The 19,282-nt window shown below is 60.1% G+C and carries 12 protein-coding genes; 3 read left to right on the forward strand and 9 right to left on the reverse strand.

The window, feature by feature from the left end; genetic code table 11:
- Positions 1 to 39: 39 nt before the first annotated feature.
- The gene (locus ACKVY0_RS22925) at positions 40 to 294 is read right to left on the reverse strand and encodes a hypothetical protein (protein ID WP_409217183.1); all 255 of its coding nucleotides are present in this window, start codon (positions 292 to 294) and stop codon (positions 40 to 42) included.
- A 138-nt stretch (positions 295 to 432) separates the two neighbouring features.
- Complete coding sequence (gene ilvC, locus ACKVY0_RS22930) at positions 433 to 1,461, reverse strand: ketol-acid reductoisomerase (RefSeq protein ID WP_409217184.1); 1,029 nt, start codon at positions 1,459 to 1,461, stop codon at positions 433 to 435.
- 126 nt (positions 1,462 to 1,587) lie between these two features.
- On the opposite strand from ilvC, the gene ACKVY0_RS22935 reads away from it, so the two are divergent.
- Positions 1,588 to 2,295 (forward strand): FKBP-type peptidyl-prolyl cis-trans isomerase, encoded by a 708-nt coding sequence (locus ACKVY0_RS22935; protein WP_409217185.1) that lies wholly within the window; start codon positions 1,588 to 1,590, stop codon positions 2,293 to 2,295.
- A gap of 381 nt (positions 2,296 to 2,676) precedes the next feature.
- On the opposite strand, the gene ACKVY0_RS22940 is transcribed toward ACKVY0_RS22935, so the two are convergent.
- The 5 genes from ACKVY0_RS22940 to ACKVY0_RS22960 all read right to left on the reverse strand — a co-directional run bounded on the left by ACKVY0_RS22940 (position 2,677) and on the right by ACKVY0_RS22960 (position 12,793).
- Entirely contained in the window at positions 2,677 to 3,384 is a 708-nt protein-coding gene (locus ACKVY0_RS22940) for a hypothetical protein (RefSeq protein ID WP_409217186.1), read from the reverse strand.
- A 2-nt stretch (positions 3,385 to 3,386) separates the two neighbouring features.
- Positions 3,387 to 4,487, reverse strand: coding sequence for a sialidase family protein (locus ACKVY0_RS22945; RefSeq protein WP_409217187.1), 1,101 nt, complete (start codon positions 4,485 to 4,487; stop codon positions 3,387 to 3,389).
- 96 nt (positions 4,488 to 4,583) lie between these two features.
- Complete coding sequence (locus ACKVY0_RS22950; RefSeq protein WP_409217188.1) at positions 4,584 to 7,007, reverse strand: DUF4838 domain-containing protein; 2,424 nt, start codon at positions 7,005 to 7,007, stop codon at positions 4,584 to 4,586.
- A 71-nt stretch (positions 7,008 to 7,078) separates the two neighbouring features.
- Positions 7,079 to 7,666, reverse strand: coding sequence for an REP-associated tyrosine transposase (locus ACKVY0_RS22955; protein ID WP_409217189.1), 588 nt, complete (start codon positions 7,664 to 7,666; stop codon positions 7,079 to 7,081).
- A 192-nt stretch (positions 7,667 to 7,858) separates the two neighbouring features.
- Positions 7,859 to 12,793, reverse strand: coding sequence for a PVC-type heme-binding CxxCH protein (locus tag ACKVY0_RS22960; protein ID WP_409217190.1), 4,935 nt, complete (start codon positions 12,791 to 12,793; stop codon positions 7,859 to 7,861).
- Between the two features lie 129 nt (positions 12,794 to 12,922).
- On the opposite strand from ACKVY0_RS22960, the gene ACKVY0_RS22965 reads away from it, so the two are divergent.
- A complete protein-coding gene (locus ACKVY0_RS22965; protein WP_409217191.1) occupies positions 12,923 to 13,576 on the forward strand; it encodes a Uma2 family endonuclease in 654 nt (217 codons plus the stop codon).
- A 7-nt stretch (positions 13,577 to 13,583) separates the two neighbouring features.
- Here the strand turns inward: ACKVY0_RS22965 and ACKVY0_RS22970 are convergent, their stop codons facing one another.
- Together ACKVY0_RS22970 and ACKVY0_RS22975 are read right to left on the reverse strand one after the other, a co-directional pair.
- Positions 13,584 to 15,536: a hypothetical protein gene (locus ACKVY0_RS22970; protein WP_409217192.1), complete on the reverse strand. Its 1,953-nt coding sequence runs from the start codon at positions 15,534 to 15,536 to the stop codon at positions 13,584 to 13,586.
- Between the two features lie 27 nt (positions 15,537 to 15,563).
- Complete coding sequence (locus tag ACKVY0_RS22975) at positions 15,564 to 17,468, reverse strand: sulfatase-like hydrolase/transferase (RefSeq protein WP_409217193.1); 1,905 nt, start codon at positions 17,466 to 17,468, stop codon at positions 15,564 to 15,566.
- 134 nt (positions 17,469 to 17,602) lie between these two features.
- Between ACKVY0_RS22975 and ACKVY0_RS22980 the strand changes: the two genes are divergently transcribed.
- Complete coding sequence (locus ACKVY0_RS22980) at positions 17,603 to 19,018, forward strand: DUF1501 domain-containing protein (RefSeq protein WP_409217194.1); 1,416 nt, start codon at positions 17,603 to 17,605, stop codon at positions 19,016 to 19,018.
- Positions 19,019 to 19,282: the final 264 nt, after the last annotated feature.

Below are 19,282 nucleotides of genomic sequence, written 5' to 3' on the forward strand. Positions count from 1 at the left end.
CATAAAGCTGCTGTCCGTGTAGTGCATGGGGCTTGGGCGTTAGCGGCGATCCTCGATCACCATCCGTGCCGCAGATTTTCCAGGGCGAGGCGTTTCCGCCAGAAGCTCGTCTAGGCTGCGGTCCAGCCATGCTTCGCGCTTTTCATCCTTCTGCGAGGGTGGTTGGGACACATCGGGAGTCACCACCCAGAGTGGCTTGCCACGGTGTGTCACTCTCACGCTCCTGCCTTTGTCGGTCAGTTTTTGCGCGGTACCTGGCCGACGCACGAGTTCGCCGATGGACATCGTTTTCATGGTGTAACACTACAGGATCGCCACGGCATTTTTCAACACGCATTTTCATTCTGCCCATGAGGACACAAAAAAGCGCGGATCGTCACCGATCCGCGCTCTGTTTGACTTAATTGACGATGCTTGACCGCCTTGGCGCTCTTACGAGTAGCTGGCCTGCTGGCCTTTGATGTCGCGCTTCTTGATCCACGGCATCAGGCTGCGGAGGCGTGCGCCGGTCTTCTCGATCGGGTGCTTCTCGCCGTCCTTGAGCAGCTTGTTGAACTTCTTGTAGCCGGTTTCGGTCTCCTTGATCCATTCCTTGGCGAACTTGCCGGTCTGGATGTCTTTGAGGGCTTTCTTCATGCGAACCTTCACCGATTTGTCGATGATCTGCGGTCCAACTTTGACGTCGCCCCACTTGGCGGTCTCGGAGATAGAGAAACGCATGCCGGCGATGCCAGACTCGTTCATGAGATCGACGATGAGCTTCAATTCGTGCAAACACTCGAAGTAAGCCATCTCAGGGCTGTAACCAGCCTCGGTGAGCACTTCAAAGCCGGCCTGGACAAGGGCGCTGGCACCACCGCAAAGCACGGTCTGCTCGCCGAAGAGGTCGGTTTCGGTTTCTTCCTTGAAGGTGGTTTCGAGCACACCGCCACGGGTGCCGCCGATACCATGAGCCCAGGCGAGCGCTATCTTCTTGGCCTGTTTGTCAGCGTTCTGATAGATGGCGATGAGGGCGGGGACGCCTTTGCCTTCGGTGTACTGACGGCGGACGATGTGGCCCGGGCCTTTCGGGGCCACCATGATCACGTTCACGTCCTTCGGCGGGACGACGGTCTTGTAGAGGATGGCGAAGCCGTGGGAGAAGAGCAGGGTCTTGCCCTTGGTGAGGTGGGGGGCGATGTCCTTTTTGTAAACGCCACCGATTTTCGTGTCTGGAACGGCGATGAAGATCACATCGGCCAGTTTCACGGCTTCAGCAGTGTCATAGACTTTGAGGCCCTTTTCTTCGGCGACTTTGCGGCTTTTGGAGCCTGCGTACAGCCCGATGATGACTTTGACGCCGCTCTCTTTGAGGTTCAGGGCGTGGGCGTGGCCTTGGGAGCCGAAGCCGATCACAGCACAGGTCTTGCCTTTGAGCGGTGCAAGGCTGGCGTCTTTTTCAGTATAGATTTTCGCGGGCATATAGGTTCTGGTTTGAAGGGCGGCGATAGTGCTTCAAGGGGGGGACGGGGTCAAACGGCTTTTTCCCGCCCGGCGCATGCTTTGATTGACCGCACCGGGGCCGTGGGTAGTCTCCGCGCCTCCCATATGAAACCCACCATCGCCCTGCTCTGCGCCGCGCTCGCGGCTGTCACCGCCACCCAAGCCCAGGAGGTCAAGCCAGCGCAGCCGGCCGCAGCCCCTGCCACCACCGCCGTTCCCATGGACAAAGTCAGCTACTTCATCGGCCGTAATTTCGGCGAACAATTCAAAGGTCAAGGCATCGCCATCGACATCACCGCCCTGATCGAGGGCATCAAGTCCGGTCTTTCCGGTGACAAGCCCAAGTTCACCCAGGAAGAACTCATGGCCGCCATGCAGGCCTTTGAAGCCAGCATGCAGGCCAAGGCCGCCGCACGCGGGCAGGAGTCCAAAGCCATCGGCGACAAATTCCTCGCGGACAACGGCAAGCGCAAAGGCGTGACCACCACCGCCAGCGGCCTGCAATATGAAATCGTCAAAGCTGGCGACGGACCCAAGCCCGCCGCCACCGACAAGGTGAACGTCCATTACCACGGCACCCTCATCGACGGCAAGGTCTTCGACAGCTCCGTCGAGCGCGGCATGCCCATCACCTTCGGCGTGCAGGAAGTCATCAAAGGCTGGACCGAAGCCCTTCAACTCATGCCCGTCGGCTCCAAATGGAAAGTCTTCATCCCTTCCCAGCTCGCTTACGGTGAAAACGGCGCAGGCGGCGACATCGGCCCGAACGAAGCTCTCGTCTTCGAAGTCGAGCTGCTCGGCATCGTGAAGTAATTCACGTCATCCTCACTCAAACAGAAGGGCGATCCAAACCGGGTCGCCCTTTTTTGTGTTTCCCGCATTCGATCAAAGTGCTCAGTGCTCAGTGCGGAGAGCCAAATATCGAATCTCGAACAAGGAACTCCGAAGTCAGAACTCAGACCTTCAAAGTTCGAGATTCCTTGTTCGATATTCCTTCCCCCCGCCGGGCGCAGCGCTCAGTGAAGCCTCGGGTGTTGTCATGCTGACTGAGCACTGAGCACTGAGCACTGAGCACTGAGCACTGAGCACTGAGCACTGAGCACTGAGCACTGAGCACTGAGCACTGAGCACTTTGGGAGCAGCAGCACGGAAACAGCTCGACGTACTGCTACCCATGAGCGTGAAAAATCCGCCCTATTTCGGCCCGGCATGGATGATCATGAGCTTCTGCCAGATCTTGCGTGACAGGCCCGTGGTCAGCCCCTCGATCTCATCCACCGTGCTCAGCACCACCGCATCATCCGAGCGTTGCAAATACAGCGCCGCCAGTTTCCCCACCAGCGACAGCATCTCGCTGCAATAGTCGAGATAACGAATGAGCTGGTCCGGCGAGAGTTCGCTGCGAGGCGAGGACGGCGTGGCAATCAGAACGCCTGCCGCACGCTGCGGGTCCTTGGTGAGCTGATGCATGTCGATCACATGCGCCAGCGAGCGCAGTTCATGCAGCGCCTTCAAAATGCGCCGCCGCCGCATGCGGTTCTCCAGGCTGGCCAGGAAAAAAATGCCCGCGCCCACGAGGATGATGTCGTTGATCCCGGATTCCAGCACCTGAACAAACTCCAGCCAGGTGACCGATCCCGGCTTCGGCTGAATCTTGAACGCGGCAACGCTCATCGCGATTCCCGCCATGAGCAGCACCAGCAGCAGCCCGATCAAGCAGCGAATCCAGATCGAACGCCGCGCTGATTTGCTCACCCGCTTGCGGGATTCGGTGGCGATGTCACACAGATGTCGCGAAACCTTGAAGAGCCCCGCCTGTGGAAAGCGCTCGCCAACACGTTTGGAAAGCTGCTCCACCGTGGCGACCAGCAGCTCGGGATTGAGTTGCGAGTAGTTCGGCATACTCACGGTTGTACATGACGCACGCGCAGATGCGCGAGGTAAATGTTCGCCGGATTGTTCCCCACGCCTTTCGGCTGCGGGTATTCGTGAGACGAATAATACGCCAGCAGCACCTCATCACCCGCCACGCCGTCCGCAAAGCTCTGATACGCGCCATCACCTCCACTCGGCATGATCCACGGCTTCTCGACTCCATCAGCTGTCACCGTCCACACCTTGCAGACCGATGGGAAGCCCGTCGTGCTCTTCTCAGGCAACGCACGCGCCGCCAGCAGGATGCCGCCGCCTTTGGTGCGATGCAGTGCCGGGCCGCCGAAGTTCCACGCATCCGTTTGAAAGGCCTTCCACGGCCCCAGTGGCCCTTTGCCCAGCACCACGATGCCCGGATTGCCATTGCGGATCGCACTCACCAACGTGCCATCTGGAGTCCACGCCACATCCGCCTCATGGCCCCAGCCGGTGCCGCCAGCAGCCGCCAGCGCACTCGTTGGCCCCTCCGCATACGTGTGTAGCGCCTTGAAGTTCACGCCATCTTCAGAGCGGTAAGTGATCAACCCAAACGCACCGCCCTCCTCTTTGATCCCACAACGTGCCAAGCTATAAAATGCCCCGTCCGGCCCCTGGCGGATGCGGAACAGCCAGCGCCGCTCTGATTTGAAGGTCAGCTTGCTCTCCGCCGTCGGCTTCATGAATTCCGCATTGAGCATCACCGGCTCACTCCACGTCACGCCGTCCGCCGACTGCGAGTAAAAATCCTCCTTCGAGTGAAACACGAGCTGCACCTTGCCCTTGTTATCAAACACCAGCGGATCACGGCAGTCATGCTCCCGCGTGAACGACGCCACCTTCTCCCACGTCTTCAAATCCTTCGCCGCCGCACGAATCACCACGATGTCCGACTTCTCCGAGCCGTGCCCCTCGCCGCTGCGAAACGTGACATAATAAAAGTCACCTACGCGTGCGATTCCAGGGAACCCATTGTGCTTCCCATCCGCCCAGATCGACTGCACCCACACACTCTGCACATGCGCTTTCGGAAACGGCGCGACCTCTTGAGCATGCAACGACGACAAAAGTACGAGCGCGGTGAAAAATATTTTCATGCAGCTCAAAACGCCACCATTCGCCTAATCTCGCACAGCAGTCGGAGCGCGAGTGTGTCGCAGACTACTCGCCTGTTTGTCTTGGCGCGGACTACGTCATTTCGAGTCCCTCATCACCACTTCCTCCGGCAGCAGCAGCTCACTCGCATCACGCGCCAGACATGGCGGCACGGTCATGAGGAAGCGGTTCCCAGCGCTGTGCTTGAAGCTCCACAACTTACCATCCTCACCCACTGGCACGGGGATGCTGAAGTAGCCTGGCTTGTCGGCAAAGGTGTGCGCCGTCTTGTGCGCAGGATTCAGCACGAAGCCTTCGCCCTCACTGAAGCCGCCGATGACCTTCGTGCCCTTCGGCACATAAAAATACATGTGCCAGCGACCAAAGAGCTTCGCCGGCTGCTCCTGACTGCTGACGATGGTCATCGGCATGCCGTCAGGCCACGAGATGAGCGTTCCTTGCGTGGCATCACTCACTTCGATGCGGTGCAGGCCTGGGAACCTCGTGTTGAACTCGATCGCATGCTCCGCCTTGTCCGGCGGGATCTCGAAATGCGCCACCGCTTTGCTTTCGACCTCCGCCAGCGGGTAGAGATCAACCTTCGCGGTGCCACGGCTCGGGTAGATGATGCCAGCCTTGCCCGTGAGCTTGATGTTGGCCGGTTCTTTGTCGATCCACGTCCAGAAATCGCGCACGCCTCTCAAATACATGCCCGCATTGCCCTGCGGCACTTGAGGCAGCGCCAAGGCAGTCGCGGGCACGAGCTTGTTGCTGAAAGCGACCGGCGCAAAGTCGAGCAGCTTGCGATTCGCAATGCCTTCACGAATGAAACCGGCGATTTGATCGGCCGTGAAGCCCTCATCCGACTTCCACGGGTTCGTGGCCTCAGGATCGCTGTATTTCGCCAGCGCAGGTAGCGCGACGGACTTGTCGCGGTTCGGCAGATCACGCCACAGCGCCTTCACATGCACCATGCCGGTGTGGCGGATGCGCCAGATGAAGCGGAACAGTTGCTCGAAGGCCGTCTGGCGCTCCTTGCCCTGTGCCGAGGCGTAATCGTGATACAGCTCCACGTAATGCGTGTACAGCGTGAGATCATCCAACCGTGGGCGAATCGCCGCATCGTTGGTCAAAGCGCGCGCTTCATCCAGCAGGCGAAACATTCTGCCGAGCAAGTCATCGCTCAGTGCCTGACGCTTCGTGCCATCCAGCAGCGCATAAAACTTCGCCATCGGCGCACGAGCGGGACCAAAGGACGTGTCGAGGAAGTCGGCGACGAGCGCTTCGACATGTTTCGCCTCCTTCACATCCCACATCATGCGCGTCGCGAGATAGTAACCGAGGCCGTTGGGCCCGAAGTTGTCACTCGACTCTGCCGACATGAAGCGCGCTCCGCTTTGATGAAAATGCGGGATCGTCGTGCGCAGATACTCGATGTTGCCACCGCGTGCCGCACCCGGCAGATCTCGGTCCCAGGTGTTCACGCTGTAGTATTCGCGGATGCCCAGTGTCTTCGCTTTCGCCTGCCAGCCGGAGATGAGTTGATCCATGGTGTAACCCCCACGGATGAACCCCGTAGCCACACTGATGACCACCTGCGGATGCGCCTGAATGGATGGTGGCGGCGAATGCTCGCTGTAGGCATACATGCCGATCAGGCGGCCTGGTTTCACCTCATTCACCGCTTCCGCCACGTCATTGGCCAGCAGCAGCGCACGGTCCGTCACGCTGCCGATCTTCGCGCACTCTGCACACTCGCACCAGCCGCCGCCGTCGCTCGGATCACATGAAATCGAGTCCAGCTCGGGTTCTTTGGCAAAATGCTCCAGTGCATCCTTCACCACGAGTTTCCTCAATCCCTCATTCGCGATGCAAAACTTCGGCTTTTGCCGTTTCCCGTCCACCAAGGCCAAAAACTCCGGGTGTTTCGCAAATTCATCCTGCTGACGATTCATGATGCCATCATAGGAATGCCCCGAACTCAGCGTGATGCCCGATGTCGCACGATTTCGCCTGCACCACTCGTCATAGACCTCGTCACGCTCCTTCAGATAAGCAAAACCAGCCCAAATCTTCCGCGCATGGTAGTCGGGCGATTCGCTGACATTCACGTCGATGCTCAGCGTCGGCTTCTCCGGCACGATCTCCCACGTCTTGCCCGGAAAGAACTGCCGAAAGCCCATCCGGTGCAGCAAATCCCACACCGCATGCTCCACCGCCTGCGGTGTGTTGCCAAGGATGAGAAGGCGATCTTTCTCGCTCCGCATCGTGTAGTCCTCACGCTCCGTGATCGTGTGCTGGGTCGTGTTGAGGCCAAGGAAGATGCCGCGCGGCTCCGTCGAGGTCTCGATGGCGAATTCGGCCCCTGTGATGCGTTTCAGCATCGCCGCCAGTTCAGCACCCATGGGCTTCGTTGGCTCTGAAACCACGATGGGAACGAGTGCGCGGCCTTCTTTGGCCAGCGTGATGGATTCCGCTTGAAGCGATGAACTGAGGAACAGCAAGATGAGCGCACGAGTCATGCGAGGCATACGTCGGCCGGAGCGCGAGTGTGTCGAAGACCACTCGCCTGTTCGTCCAAGAGGCGAGTAGGCTACGCCATACTCGCGCTCCGGGCTGCGCTGCTCCAGGGCCAGTCGCTGGCTCGGGTGACAAGCTTGGCCTTCACGGGATTGCCTTCGATGTATTCCTTCTCGGCCCACTGGTGATCGTCATCCCGCATGAAGGTGTCGAAGTAGTCTTCCTGCCAGAGTGGGCCGACTCGCCGGAGAAATTTGTTGATTTCACGAGCCGTGAACGTCTTCCACGAGTGGATGATTTTGCCCAACGGATGTCCTGCGAAGGTTTTAAACAGCACATGAACGTGATTCGGCATCACGCACCATGCGATGAGCCGATAGCGCTGGGAGTGAAAATGCAGCAGCGCGTTTTGGACGATCTCTGCGCACTCGGCTTGTCGCAGCACGCAGGAACCGGCCCCTTGATCTAGGTAGCACTCGATCTGGCGATTGCGCTCCTCCGCGTCGTCGGTGATCTGGAGGAGATGCTCCCACTCGCTGCGCTTAGATTTTGGCAGCGAATCCGCCAATCGAAAAGTCACCGCCTGCACTAGGCCCGGCTTGTCGTAGTGAGGAAGATAACCGCGATCTGTCCAACCTGAATGGTCTGTAAGAAGCGCCATACGAAACGAAATACTCGCTCGGACACAAGATGGTCAAGCAAGAAGTCGGCAACGAGCGAACGGAGCGCGAGTGTGTCGAAGACCACTCGCCTGTTTGGTTTGGCGTGGGCGGATGATTTGAAGGCTGGCTTCGTGGACTGCGGCGCGCTGGGAAAAAGAGGCGAGTAGGCTACGCCATACTCGCGCTCCGGCTCACTTCCCGCTGCTCCACTTCGAGGCATTGATGAGAAGCTGTTGGTAGGGCTTCAAGTCATGCACCCGCGCATCATGGCCGAGCGCAATGCCGACGATCTTGGCTTTCGGGTGCTCGGTGATCCAGACGCTGGGGTGTGAGGCCTTGAATTTGTCGCTGGGGCTGGTTTCGGCGAGGACGGTGATCTTGGCGGTGCCGGGTGGGGTTTTGTCGGGCTCGGCGTTCACGTAATAGAGTTCGTCTTCGACGGTGAAGCTCGGCGGGACTCCCTGCATGATCGGATGATCGGCCTTCACGGCTTTCACCTCAAACGGATGGATCTTGTCATGCCCACGCGCACCGCCGCCGACGATTTGCGCGTTCAGTTCCGGCCACTGGCCGAAGCCATACCAAGTTCCAGGATGCAGCATGACGATGCCTTTGCCTGCGGCGGCGAAATCGAAGAGCGCTTTGCGGTACACGGCGGTGTCGAAGAATTTGCGGTTCACGCTGATGATGGCCACGTCGGCATTGGCGAGTTCGGTGGCGGCTTGATCACGGTCTTCGGTGTAATGCACCGTGAAACCGGCGGCCTTGAGCGTGGTGACATCCGTTTTGCCGAAGAACTCGGCGAAGTTATGTGAACTGCCGCCGCCGATGACGAGCACCTTCGTCTTGCCCGCCTCCCAGTTCACCGGCGTGGCAGGAACGAGTGGGCCATCGCCAGGGCCGCCGGATTTGGGCTGTAGGTCGGGCGTCCCGCCTGACGCGGGTGCTGCGGGCATTCTGCCCGCTTTCCCAGAGCCGGGCAAAATGCCCGGGGCACTGGTTGCAGGCGAGACGCCTACACTACTCGCGGTGATCGCCACGGTGCAGGGGGTCAGCATGCCGCCGCTGGTTTCGAGTGTCAGCTTTTTGAGCTGCGCCTTCTTCTTCAAATTGATGGCGAGATAGCGGAGCTGGCCGCGGCGGGTGAAGTCGCCGGTGTCTTCGCTCAATGGCACTTCGGCGCGGCCAATGTAGTCGGCAAAGTGCTCGCCGTTTTTGAGGACGATGGCTTCTTGGTCGCCGTCGGCGTAATCGACATGCACGGTCATCGCCGGTTCACCGATCTTACCATCACCGCCGAAGGGCCAGGCCCAACCGCCGACACCGCCGAGCAGATGCAGGCTCGCGGCAGTGGCATTGGTGGTGATTTCGACCTTGGCGGGGAAATTATTCGCCACGGTGCCTTTGCCGCCGCCTTTGAGCGCGATGAAGCTGGCACCCGTTTGCGATTTTTCGGGGTCCATGATGAAGAATGGCACGCCATGCACGGTGACGTTGCCGAACTTGTGCAGCGTGACGGTTTCATCCTTGAACTCCTCGCCGCGGAAGATGCCGACGCGGCTGTCGGCGTTATAGGCGGTGCGCAGGTCGATGACGCGGAATTTCTGATCACCACTGCCGCAGATGAAGGAGAGGATGTCGCGCAGCACTTCGGGGCCGAGAGCGTCGAGTCCTTCCGGCATGAGGCTGCGGCGCGTGTTCTCGCGCGTGGCGATGTCGCTCTTCTTGATTTCCACGTCGCCGCCCTGGTTGCGGAGGTTCACGCTGGCCTGGTTTTCGCTGGTGATGACGCCGACATGCACGTCGCCGTTCTTTTTGGTGACGTTCCAGGCCCAGAAGCTCGGATCGACCTCGCGGTTCGGGTCCACGATGTGCACGAGCAGCTCCGCCGGCCCATGCGCGCCCATGCCGACCAGCGGCGGGGCCACGTCCTTGCCGATGTCGCCGAGCTTGTGGCACACGGCGCAGGTGGCGGTGAACATGGCCTTGCCATTGGCCAAATTGCCGGGCTTTTCGACCTCGGGCGTGAGTTTGGCGATGATTTCGTTCTTCGCCTTCGCGCCGGGATTGAGTTTGTCCATCATCGCGTTCGCCTGCTTCGCCACCTGCTTGTTCGGATGCGTGCGCAACCGCGCGATGTTGCCAGGGCCGATGTCCTTCGGATCAATCTTGCCATCCGCAATCGCCGTGAGCATGGCGAGCGAGGACTCGGGCCGCTTGAGGATGGCGTCGAAGGCTTGCGTTCGTAGTTCCGCTTGGAGTCCCGCCTTTAGGCGGATAAAAATACCGACAAGATCTCGAGCCGCCCCTTTTTCATCCAGCGCTGTGATGATCGCTGACTGCAAGGCCTTGGGAGCGTCTGTTCCGGCTAAAGCCGGGACTCCGAACTCACCACCGACACCGATCAGCGCCTGAGCAGCACTGATGCGAGCTTCGATGGGTGCTTTGTCGTCGGAAAGCTTCGCGCCGAGGCTGGCGAGCTGCGCTTTCACTTCGCCAGCGAGTGCGCCGGCCTTGTCCCACTTCGTGACGAGCGGCAATGCGGCACCTGCGGTGCTCGGATCTGCGAGGAGTTTTTTAAATGCCTCGGTGAGTGCCGGAGTGAGTGCGGGGGCTTCATTCACCTGCTGAGCGATGCCTTGAAGAAGGATGACCTTAAGAGCGGAGGCTTTCGCGTCCGCGTTGGCGGCGGTTTTGATCAGATTTTCCGCCGATTTCATCGACGGCAGCAGGGACCTTACAAGTGTCTCGACACCCTCTGGCGATGCGAGTGCCTGAGCGATGGTTTCTTCCGCATGATCGGCCGCAGCCGCGATCACAGCCGAGCGCGTCCAGTCATCCTGTGCCGACTTGAAGGTTGAAAGCGAATCACCCTTTGATTCATAAATTTTCAGCGCAGCACTGCCCATCGTGCCCTTGGAATCCGAACCATGATGATAAAAGCTTCCGGCAACCGGTTTCGCCTGCTTGTGCTGCACCTTCCAGATGCGGCCGAAGTAGTGGTCGCGGTCGGGACGCACGGCGGCATTCGCGGGACCATGAATCGGACCACGCGTGTCATTGTGGATGACGGCTTGGTTGTAGAAATCGACGACATAGAGTGCGCCATCGGGACCAACGCGGTTTTCGATGGGGCGGAACCAGAGGTCTTTGCTGCGGATGAACTCGGTTTCTTCGCGACCGGCTTCTTTGTGCGTCTTGTAGCTGACGCCGTCTTTCTCGACGAACTGGTGATGGACGATGTTGAGCGTCGGTTCGGTGGTGAAGTAGCTGTAGTTCCACTTCTCGGGCCAGGCGCCGCCTTCATAGATGGCGCAGCCAGCGGCGGCGGTGAAGCTGCCGACGAAGTCGATCTGCACGTAGGCTTGCTCGGGCCAGGACATGAGCGGGAAGGTCTTTTGGCCGGTGATCATGCCTTTGTAGCTGTTGGTGCCGGGGATCTTGCCTTTGGCCAGCACATACTCGGGTAGCACGGCATGATAGAGCACGGTGCCGCTGGTGGGTTGCGTGAAGAAGACCTGGCCGTCGGAGGTGATGTCGAGGCCCCAGGTGTTGCCGCCTTTGGAGGCGTATTGCTCGATCTCGGTGCCGTCGGGTTTGAAGCGGATGACGCCGCTGCCGATGCGGACGGGGGCGGAGTGCTCAGTGCTCAGTGCCAAGTGCTCAGTATTGGCTGCGGGCTTGGAGTCCTTCGACTGAGCACTGAGCACTGAGAACTGAGCACTTCCCGGCTTCTTCCCAAGACATTCAACATCCCCCGCACTGTAACCATGCGTGGCATACACCCAGCCATCCAGGCCCCAGCGGAGGTTGTTGATGACAGCGTGTGTATCACCGGTGCCGAGGCCGGTGTAGAGCTTCGTGCGTTTGTCGGCGACTTCGTCGCCATTCGTGTCTTCGAGGAACCAGATGTCCGGCGCGGCACAGGCGATGACGCCGTTTTTGTAAAAGCAGAAGCTGGTGACGAGTTCGAGCTTGTCGGCAAAGACATGCTTCTTGTCCATGATGCCGTCACCATTGGTGTCGGTGAGGATGGAGATGCGGTCAGTGGGATCGCGGTCGTATGTTTTGGTCCAGGAGCCGGAGTCCTTCCACTTCTCCACGTTCAACTCGCGACGACCGTTTGGATACTCCGGCGTTTCGCAGACCCAGAGGCGACCTTTCTCGTCCCAATCGACATTCATGACCTTGTTGATGAGCGGTTCGGCGGCAACGAGCGAGATGTCGAACTCAGGATGCACTTCGAGCTTCTCGGCGGCTTTTTCCGGGCGAGTCGGGCCACCTTCGACGTAGCGGAGGCTATCGCCGAGTTCGTCGGGCCTGCAGAGTTCGTCCGCGTTTTCGCGTTTGCCGGCCCAGGCGATGCCGCGTAGCAAAAGGGCACGCATGGTGGGATGGCTGAAGTTTTTGTGATAGTGGCCGGGGATGCAGGTGAAGGCGCGGTAGGCATCCTTTTCGTAGCTCCAGATCTGCGGCTGGATGTCGTAGATGCTGACCTGTTTGCCGCCCTTGGTGCTTTCTTCGGCTTTCTTGGCGGCTTTTTCATTGCGCAGGCCAGCGGGCTTCGGCGTGTAGGCTCCGGCGAGGATCTTGCACTCGGGCAGCAGGTCCATGTCGTAGTAGATCTCGTCGTCCATGGCGAAGTTCGACATGTCCTTGGTGATGGGGTTCTCCTTGTCGGTGAAGTAGAGGTGCATGGGGCCTTCCAGCCACTTGGTGTGCTCGAAGTTCCATGAACCGCCGATGATTGACTTGAACCACTCGTGATCACGCGACACCGCACCTGCATGGATGGTGACGACGCCACCGCCACGGGCGATGAACTCCATGAGGTTCTTGCGATCCGGGCCGATGTTGATGTTCCCCGCTTCCTGCGCGTGCAGGATGAGCACGTCGGTCTTATCGAGCTGCTCCTTCGTCGGGAATTCCATACCACCATCGGCCTTGGCACCGCGCTCATTAAGCATGGGCACCCATTCCTTCAAAAACTGCGGGAAGTCGTGCGCACCGGGGCCGTGGGATTTTTTGCCAGCGCGGATGAAGACGCGGAGGGGCGAGGCGGAAAAAGCTGAAAGCTGAAAGCTGAAAGCTGAAATGACGGCGAGGCAGAGGAGGAGGCGCTTCATGGTGGTTGGAGATGCTAGCGGAACCAACGCACGGCGGGAAGCCCGTTTTTGCACGGGACGCTATCGGAAATGCACCTGGCCTGGAACGCAGGCTTGAAGACCGGCAAGGGGCCGGTAAACTCTGCTGTCATGGAATCCGTGCTCGAACCCATTCTGCATTCACCGCGTCTGCCGGAGTATTTCCGGGAGATCGAGCAGCATCTCCGCGCGGAGGCTGAGCGGCGGCAGAAGTTCTACGATGAAGTCTCCGACGATGGCAAATGGGAGTTCATCGACGGCCAGGTCATCATGCATTCGCCCGCGATGAACCGTCATCTCTACGCGGTGAAGCATCTGACCAAGCTGCTGGACACCTTTGTGAGCATCCGCCGACTGGGCGTGGTCCACACCGAGAAATGCATGTGCAAGTTTCCGCGCAATGATTACGAGCCGGATGTGGTGTTCTTCAGCAGGGAGAAGGCGGCGGCGTTCAATCCGAAGACCATGCTGTTCCCGCCGCCAGACCTTGCGGTGGAGGTCTTGTCAGACAGCACGGCGAAACATGACCGTGGCGTGAAGTTTGAGGACTACGAGCAGCATGTGGGCGAATACTGGATCGTCGATGCCGATGCGGAAATCGTGGAGCAGTATGTGCGGCGGCCCGAGGGCTACCATCTCAAGATCAAAGCGGCGACCGGCGCCTTGGTGAGCGAAGCCGTGGCTGGCTTCGCCGTGCCAGTGCGGGCCATCTTTGATGAAGCGGAGAATTTGCAGGCGCTGGAGTCGCTGCTGAAGCAGGGCTGAGTCTGCTTCAAACCTTCACCGTCTTCGATCCTGCCCTGGCTTTGTCCGCAGCTTGCAACCCCGTCAGCGTCTGCGCATCCGGCTTGTCTTTGCCGATCTTCACAGTGAACGAGCCTTGCGCATACACCGGCGGCTGGAAGTGGCTGCTTCTGGCGCGAATCGTGTACAAGACTTCGCCATTGGCTTCGGCGATCACCTGGATCACGGGACGCTCCGCACCTTCGATCAGGAGTTCCGGCAGCCACGCGACGGGAATACGACCATCGTTGTCATCGCTGTTCACGTTGATCGGCCAGCCGGGGAATTGTTTGCCCTCGTTGAAACGCGGCCAGCACTCGAAGGTGACTTGATTGAGCTTCTTGTGGAAGCGCACGAGGCCGTAGCCATCGGCGCGTTTTTTCTCGTCCTGCACGTCCTCGGGATTCGCGTAGGCCATGATGGACATCAGATTGCCGAGGCCGTCTTTGAAATCACCGGTCCAAGGCAACGGACTGCCTGCGACGGGATTTTTACCGGGCTGCTCGTCCTTTGGATGCCACCAGCGGCCGTAGATCGTGTTCACGAGCGCCGGACTGGTGAAGCCGTAGGGACCGTCGCCAAACGCGTCGATGCCATGCTTCATTGAGACGGCGAGATGCTGGTCGCCGCAGAGATGCGTGGCTCGTGCGCGGCGTATTTCGCGCAGGGCTTCGTTGCGGCCGGTTTGCGGCCAGCCATTGCAGTCGAGATCGGCGAGCAGGCGGTTGTCAGGGCTGCCATGCAGATGCACCGCGCCGCAGAAGGCGGTGGCGGAAAGCACGCACTTCATCTCTGCGCCGGTCCAGTCCTGCGTCCACTGACCGAGGAACTTCATCTGGCGCTCGCCGAGCAGTTGCAGGCCGGGCAGGTCGATGGTTTTGGGATCATACTTCTCGTCGTTGATGTGATCGGGCCGTGGTCCCATCTGCGGAATCTTGCCTGCGGGGCCGGTCTTGAATTTGCGGTCTTCCAAGATCGCGAAATCGACGCCGCCGACGCGCATGCGCGTGAAATACACCGTGATGCCACGATCCACCGGCGCTGGATCGACCGGATCGGGCAGGTGCCACGACTGCGCGCGCTGCACCTGGTTTACGTACTCGACCGGATAACGATAACCGCCGTCCGCATCGCCGGGAATCGTCGAGCGCTTGCCGTTTTCACCCCAGAGATTGCCGTGGCCCACATCGTGGTCGTCAGGAATGCAGATCGTCGGGCGATCCTTCATCACATCGCGATACTGCATTCCGAACTCGATCCAGCCCGCCGTGTGCTCGGTGTGGTGGTACGTCTGGTCGCCGGCAAAGAACAGCACATCGGGATTCTGCGCGATGAGATGCTGCACGATCTCCGGCCTGCCGCCCTTCGTGCGCGCGGAGTTGCAGGACATGTTGGCGATGACGATCTCATCTTTGTCGATGGGATCGCGGCGGATCGTGCCTTCAAACATCGCCTGCTCGCCGTGACGCACGCGGTAGGGCACGGTCTGCGTGTTGTCCCAGCCCTCGACGCGGAAATGCGCGTCCCAGCCCGGATAAAACACCTCGGCCTTCGTGATTTCCTTCCACTCGCCATCGCGTTTCAATTCCAAGCGAGCTTCGCGTGCTTCATCCGGCTTCAGCGGAAACAACTGCGCGGAAACCTTCAACACACCGCGATCATGCGTGTAGATGGCAAAACACACGACCTGATCACGCGGCACGTTCAGATCGACAATCGGCCCCGCATTGCCCTTGGCCTTGCCTTTGCCTTTCGCTTTTCCCTTGGCCTCCGGATTCGTCGCCGGAGCCGCAGTGACTGCACGATTCCACCATTGCCCCGTCGTTTGGGAGTCCAACATCGGAAACTCGGCGCCAAACGGCGGCGTGGCATCCTGCGCGGGCAAAAGCTGAGTGGCAGCGGCAACGGCGGGAACGGATTTGAGGAAGGTGCGGCGTTTCATGGGAGCAAAAAATCGTGTGCGGGCGGATTACTTCTTCGCCTTCTTCTTTTTCTTCGCGGGAGGCTCCCCGGCGTCTTCAAAGGCAGGTTTGCTACCGTTCAGGTCGGCAAGCAAACGAGCGACATAACCAGCGAAGCGGGCGTCGGGCGATTCGCCTTTGGCGGGAAGTGCTTTGAGCTGCTCGGCGATGGGCTTGGCCTTGTCGCCGAGATCACCGATGGCATTGAGGGCGCTCATGGCGGTGAAGACGTTGTGCTGGCTCCAGTTGGCGAGTTTGACGAGTTCGGGCAGCGCGATGGCTCGCTCGGCTTCGCTACCGTGTTTGGCGAGCGCCCAGTTGGCGGCGACGGCGACGTAGGTGGAGCTGTCGTTGGCGGCTTTGACCATCTCACCGTGCGCGGCAGTCAGTCCGTCTTTGCCGCGCATGAGGACGCCCATGGCGCTCCAGTAGCGGATGGCGCTGTCGCTGTCGGCGAAACCAGCTTTGAGATCGGCGAGGGCATCGGGCTTCATCGACGAGGCTGAACCGGCGGCTTTGAGGATGCGGGCGAGCGGATATAAAGCGTCATCGTGCGCCATGTCGTAGGGCGTGGTGCCTTCAGAGCGCTGATGCATCTCGCCTTCGGGCAGCAGGCCGACATCGCGGATCTTGAGCGCGAGGTTTTCCTGTGCGGTGCGCAACTTGGCGAGGGTTTCGGCGTGCTCGGGATTGGCGGCGAGGTTGTGGACCTCGTCGGGATCGCTTTGCAGGTCGTAGAGTTCTTCGGCGGCTTTGGGCTCTTGCCAGAAGATGCTTTGCTCGGGTGTGGCCTTGCCGTCGTCGAAGGCTTTGCGCCAGACGCGCGTGCTGGGCGTTTCAAACTGATAGCTGACATGCTGCGCCTGCGAGAGATGCGGCATGTAGTTGCGCAGATAGACGAAACGGCCATCTGTGAGGCTGCGCACGGTGTCGATGCGCTCGTCCATGCGACCACGGAAGCCATAGATGAAGGGTTGAGGCTCGGTTTGATTCAGTCCGGCGAAGGCGTGGCCCTGCATCCACTCCGGCGGCTGCACGCCGATGATGCTGAGCAGCGTGGGCGCGAGATCGACGAAGCTGACGAGGCGGTCGGACTTCACACCGGCGGCGTATTCCTTTGGCGCGAGGTGTTTCCAGTTTGGCGGGAAATAAACGACCATGGGGACGTGCAGACCGGAGTTGCAGGGCCAGCGCTTGTTGCGCGGCATGCCGCTGCCGTGGTCGGCGTAATAGAAGATGATCGTGTCGGCGGCGAGACCGGCTGCTTCGAGTTCAGCGAGACGTTTCCCGGCGGAGGCATCGGCCAGCGTGACCTGATCATAATACTGCGCCCAATCCTGCCGCACTTCGGGCGTGTCGGGATGATACGCAGGCACGCGGACCTTGGCGGGATCATGAATCGCCTCGTGCGGGCGTTTGCGGAGTTGGCTTTCGTGGCTGCAGGTCTCGTTGAAGATGGCGAAGAAGGGCTGGCCGTCCTTGCGACTCCTCCAGTGCGCCTTGCCGGACGATTCGTCCCACACGCCTTCGGCTTTGGTGAGGTTGTAGTCTTCTTTGCTGTTGTTCGTGCAGTAGTAACCGGCCTCGCGAAGGATTTGCGGATACATCTTCGTGCCCTTCGGCATCGCCGTCATGCTGCGCATGTGTTCGCCACCGGTGGAGGGCGGAAACATGCCCGCGATGATGGTGGTGCGCGCTGCGGCGCAGACTGGGCCGCAGGACCACGCGCGCTTGAAGAGCATGCCCTTCGCCGCGAGGGCGTCGATGTTCGGCGTGGTGGCGAAGGTGTCGCCGTAGCAGCCCATGTGCGGGCCGTGGTCTTCGCTGGTGAGCCAGAGGATATTCGGCTTATCAGCCGAAAATGACGAATGCAGAATGCAGAATGACGAAAGGAGGAGGCTCAGGAGCTTCATGGCGGCGCTGTGAACGAGGGCGGGCCTGGCGATCCTTCATGACATTATGGACAAAACCGCCGCTGGGATTGTGGTGTGCCGCCACTGCGATAGAGAGTCTCGCTAACAGCCGATTTATCGGCACCTTTGAGATCATGAACCTCCGCCACGAACTCCAGGCCGAATACGTCCGCTACCGCAGCCGCCGCTGGTTTTTCAAAGAGTGCGGCGTGGGGCTGGCGAGCATTGCGGCGATGGATCTGGCGGCCAAAGCGGCGCCGGTAAGTCCGCTGGCGGTCAAGAAACCACATTACCCGGCGAAGGCGAAGCGCGTGATCTATCTCTTCATGGGCGGTGCGCCGAGCCATCTGGAGCTGTTCGACCACAAACCCGAACTCGCGAAGTGGGACGGCAAGCTGCCGCCGCCGGACTTGCTCAAAGGTTATCGTGCCGCGTTCATCAATCCCAACAGCAAGCTGCTGGGGCCGAAGTTCAAATTCGCACGGCATGGTCAGTGTGGTGCGGAATTGAGCGAGCTGCTGCCGCACACGGCGAAGATCGCCGACGATCTGACGATTGTGCGCTCGATGAAGACAGACGCCTTCAATCACGCGCCGGGGCAGATTTTGATGAGCACCGGCTCGCAGATCTTCGGTCGGCCGAGCTTCGGTGCGTGGACGCTTTACGGTCTGGGCACAGAGAATCAGGACATTCCGGGCTATGTCGTGATGCAAAGCGGCCAAAAAGGCCCCAGCGGCGGCATGAGCAACTTCGGCTGCGGCTTCCTGCCCACCGTGTATCAGGGCGTGCCCTTCCGCAGCAGCGGCGAGCCAGTGCTGTTCTTGAACAATCCGAAGGGTGTCGATGACGCGACGCAGCGTGACACGCTGGATGTTTTGAAGCAGCTCAACGAGGAACGTCTCGGCGTTGTCGGCGATCCTGAGATCGCCAGCCGCATCAACAGCTTCGAGTTGGCCTACCGCATGCAGCAGACCGCGCCCGAGCTGATGGACATCTCGAAGGAGCCGCAGCACATCCTCGACATGTATGGCGCGAAGCCGGGCGAGGCGTCGTTCGCGAACAACTGCCTGCTCGCGCGACGCCTCATCGAAAGCGGTGTGCGCTTCGTGCAGCTCTTTCACGAGGCCTGGGATCACCATGGCGGTCTCGTCGGTGGCTTGAAGCAGCAATGCGGCCTCACCGACCAGCCCTGCACCGCTTTGATTCGCGATTTGAAGCAGCGCGGCCTCTTGGAAGACACGCTCGTCATCTGGGGCGGCGAATTTGGCCGCACGCCGATGGTGCAGGGCGGCAGCGATGGCCGCGATCATCATCCGAACTGCTTCAGCATGTGGTTCGCCGGTGGCGGCATGAAACCGGGCTTCACGCTCGGCCAGAGCGATGAATTCGGCTTCAACGTCGCCGAAGATCCGGTGCATGTTCACGATCTGCATGCCACACTGCTGCATCTGCTCGGCTTCGAGCACACGAAGCTCAACCAGCGCTTCCAAGGCCTCGACATGAGGCTCACGGGAGTCGCGGGCGAGCTGGTGACGAAGCTGCTGGCGTGAGATTAACCCGCATTACCCCACTCTCTTCGATCAACGGCAACAGAGTGAGAGGAGGCGTTTTGTAGCTCGGAATTCTGATTCCGAGTCGGTCCCTTCGCGGAATCGGAATTCCGCGCTACACCGCCGCTGTCTGTGTCGGTCATGTGCCAGCAGTTGTGTTCGTTGCCGTGCGTGTCCGGTGGTCGTGAGGCAATCTCTTTAATGCCGCCTATGAGCCGGATGCCTGCGCTTTGTGCCGTTGAAACTGGGCTTGCGCCTGTTCCA

Source organism: Prosthecobacter sp., from assembly GCF_046154365.1.
GTDB lineage: Bacteria > Verrucomicrobiota > Verrucomicrobiia > Verrucomicrobiales > Verrucomicrobiaceae > Prosthecobacter.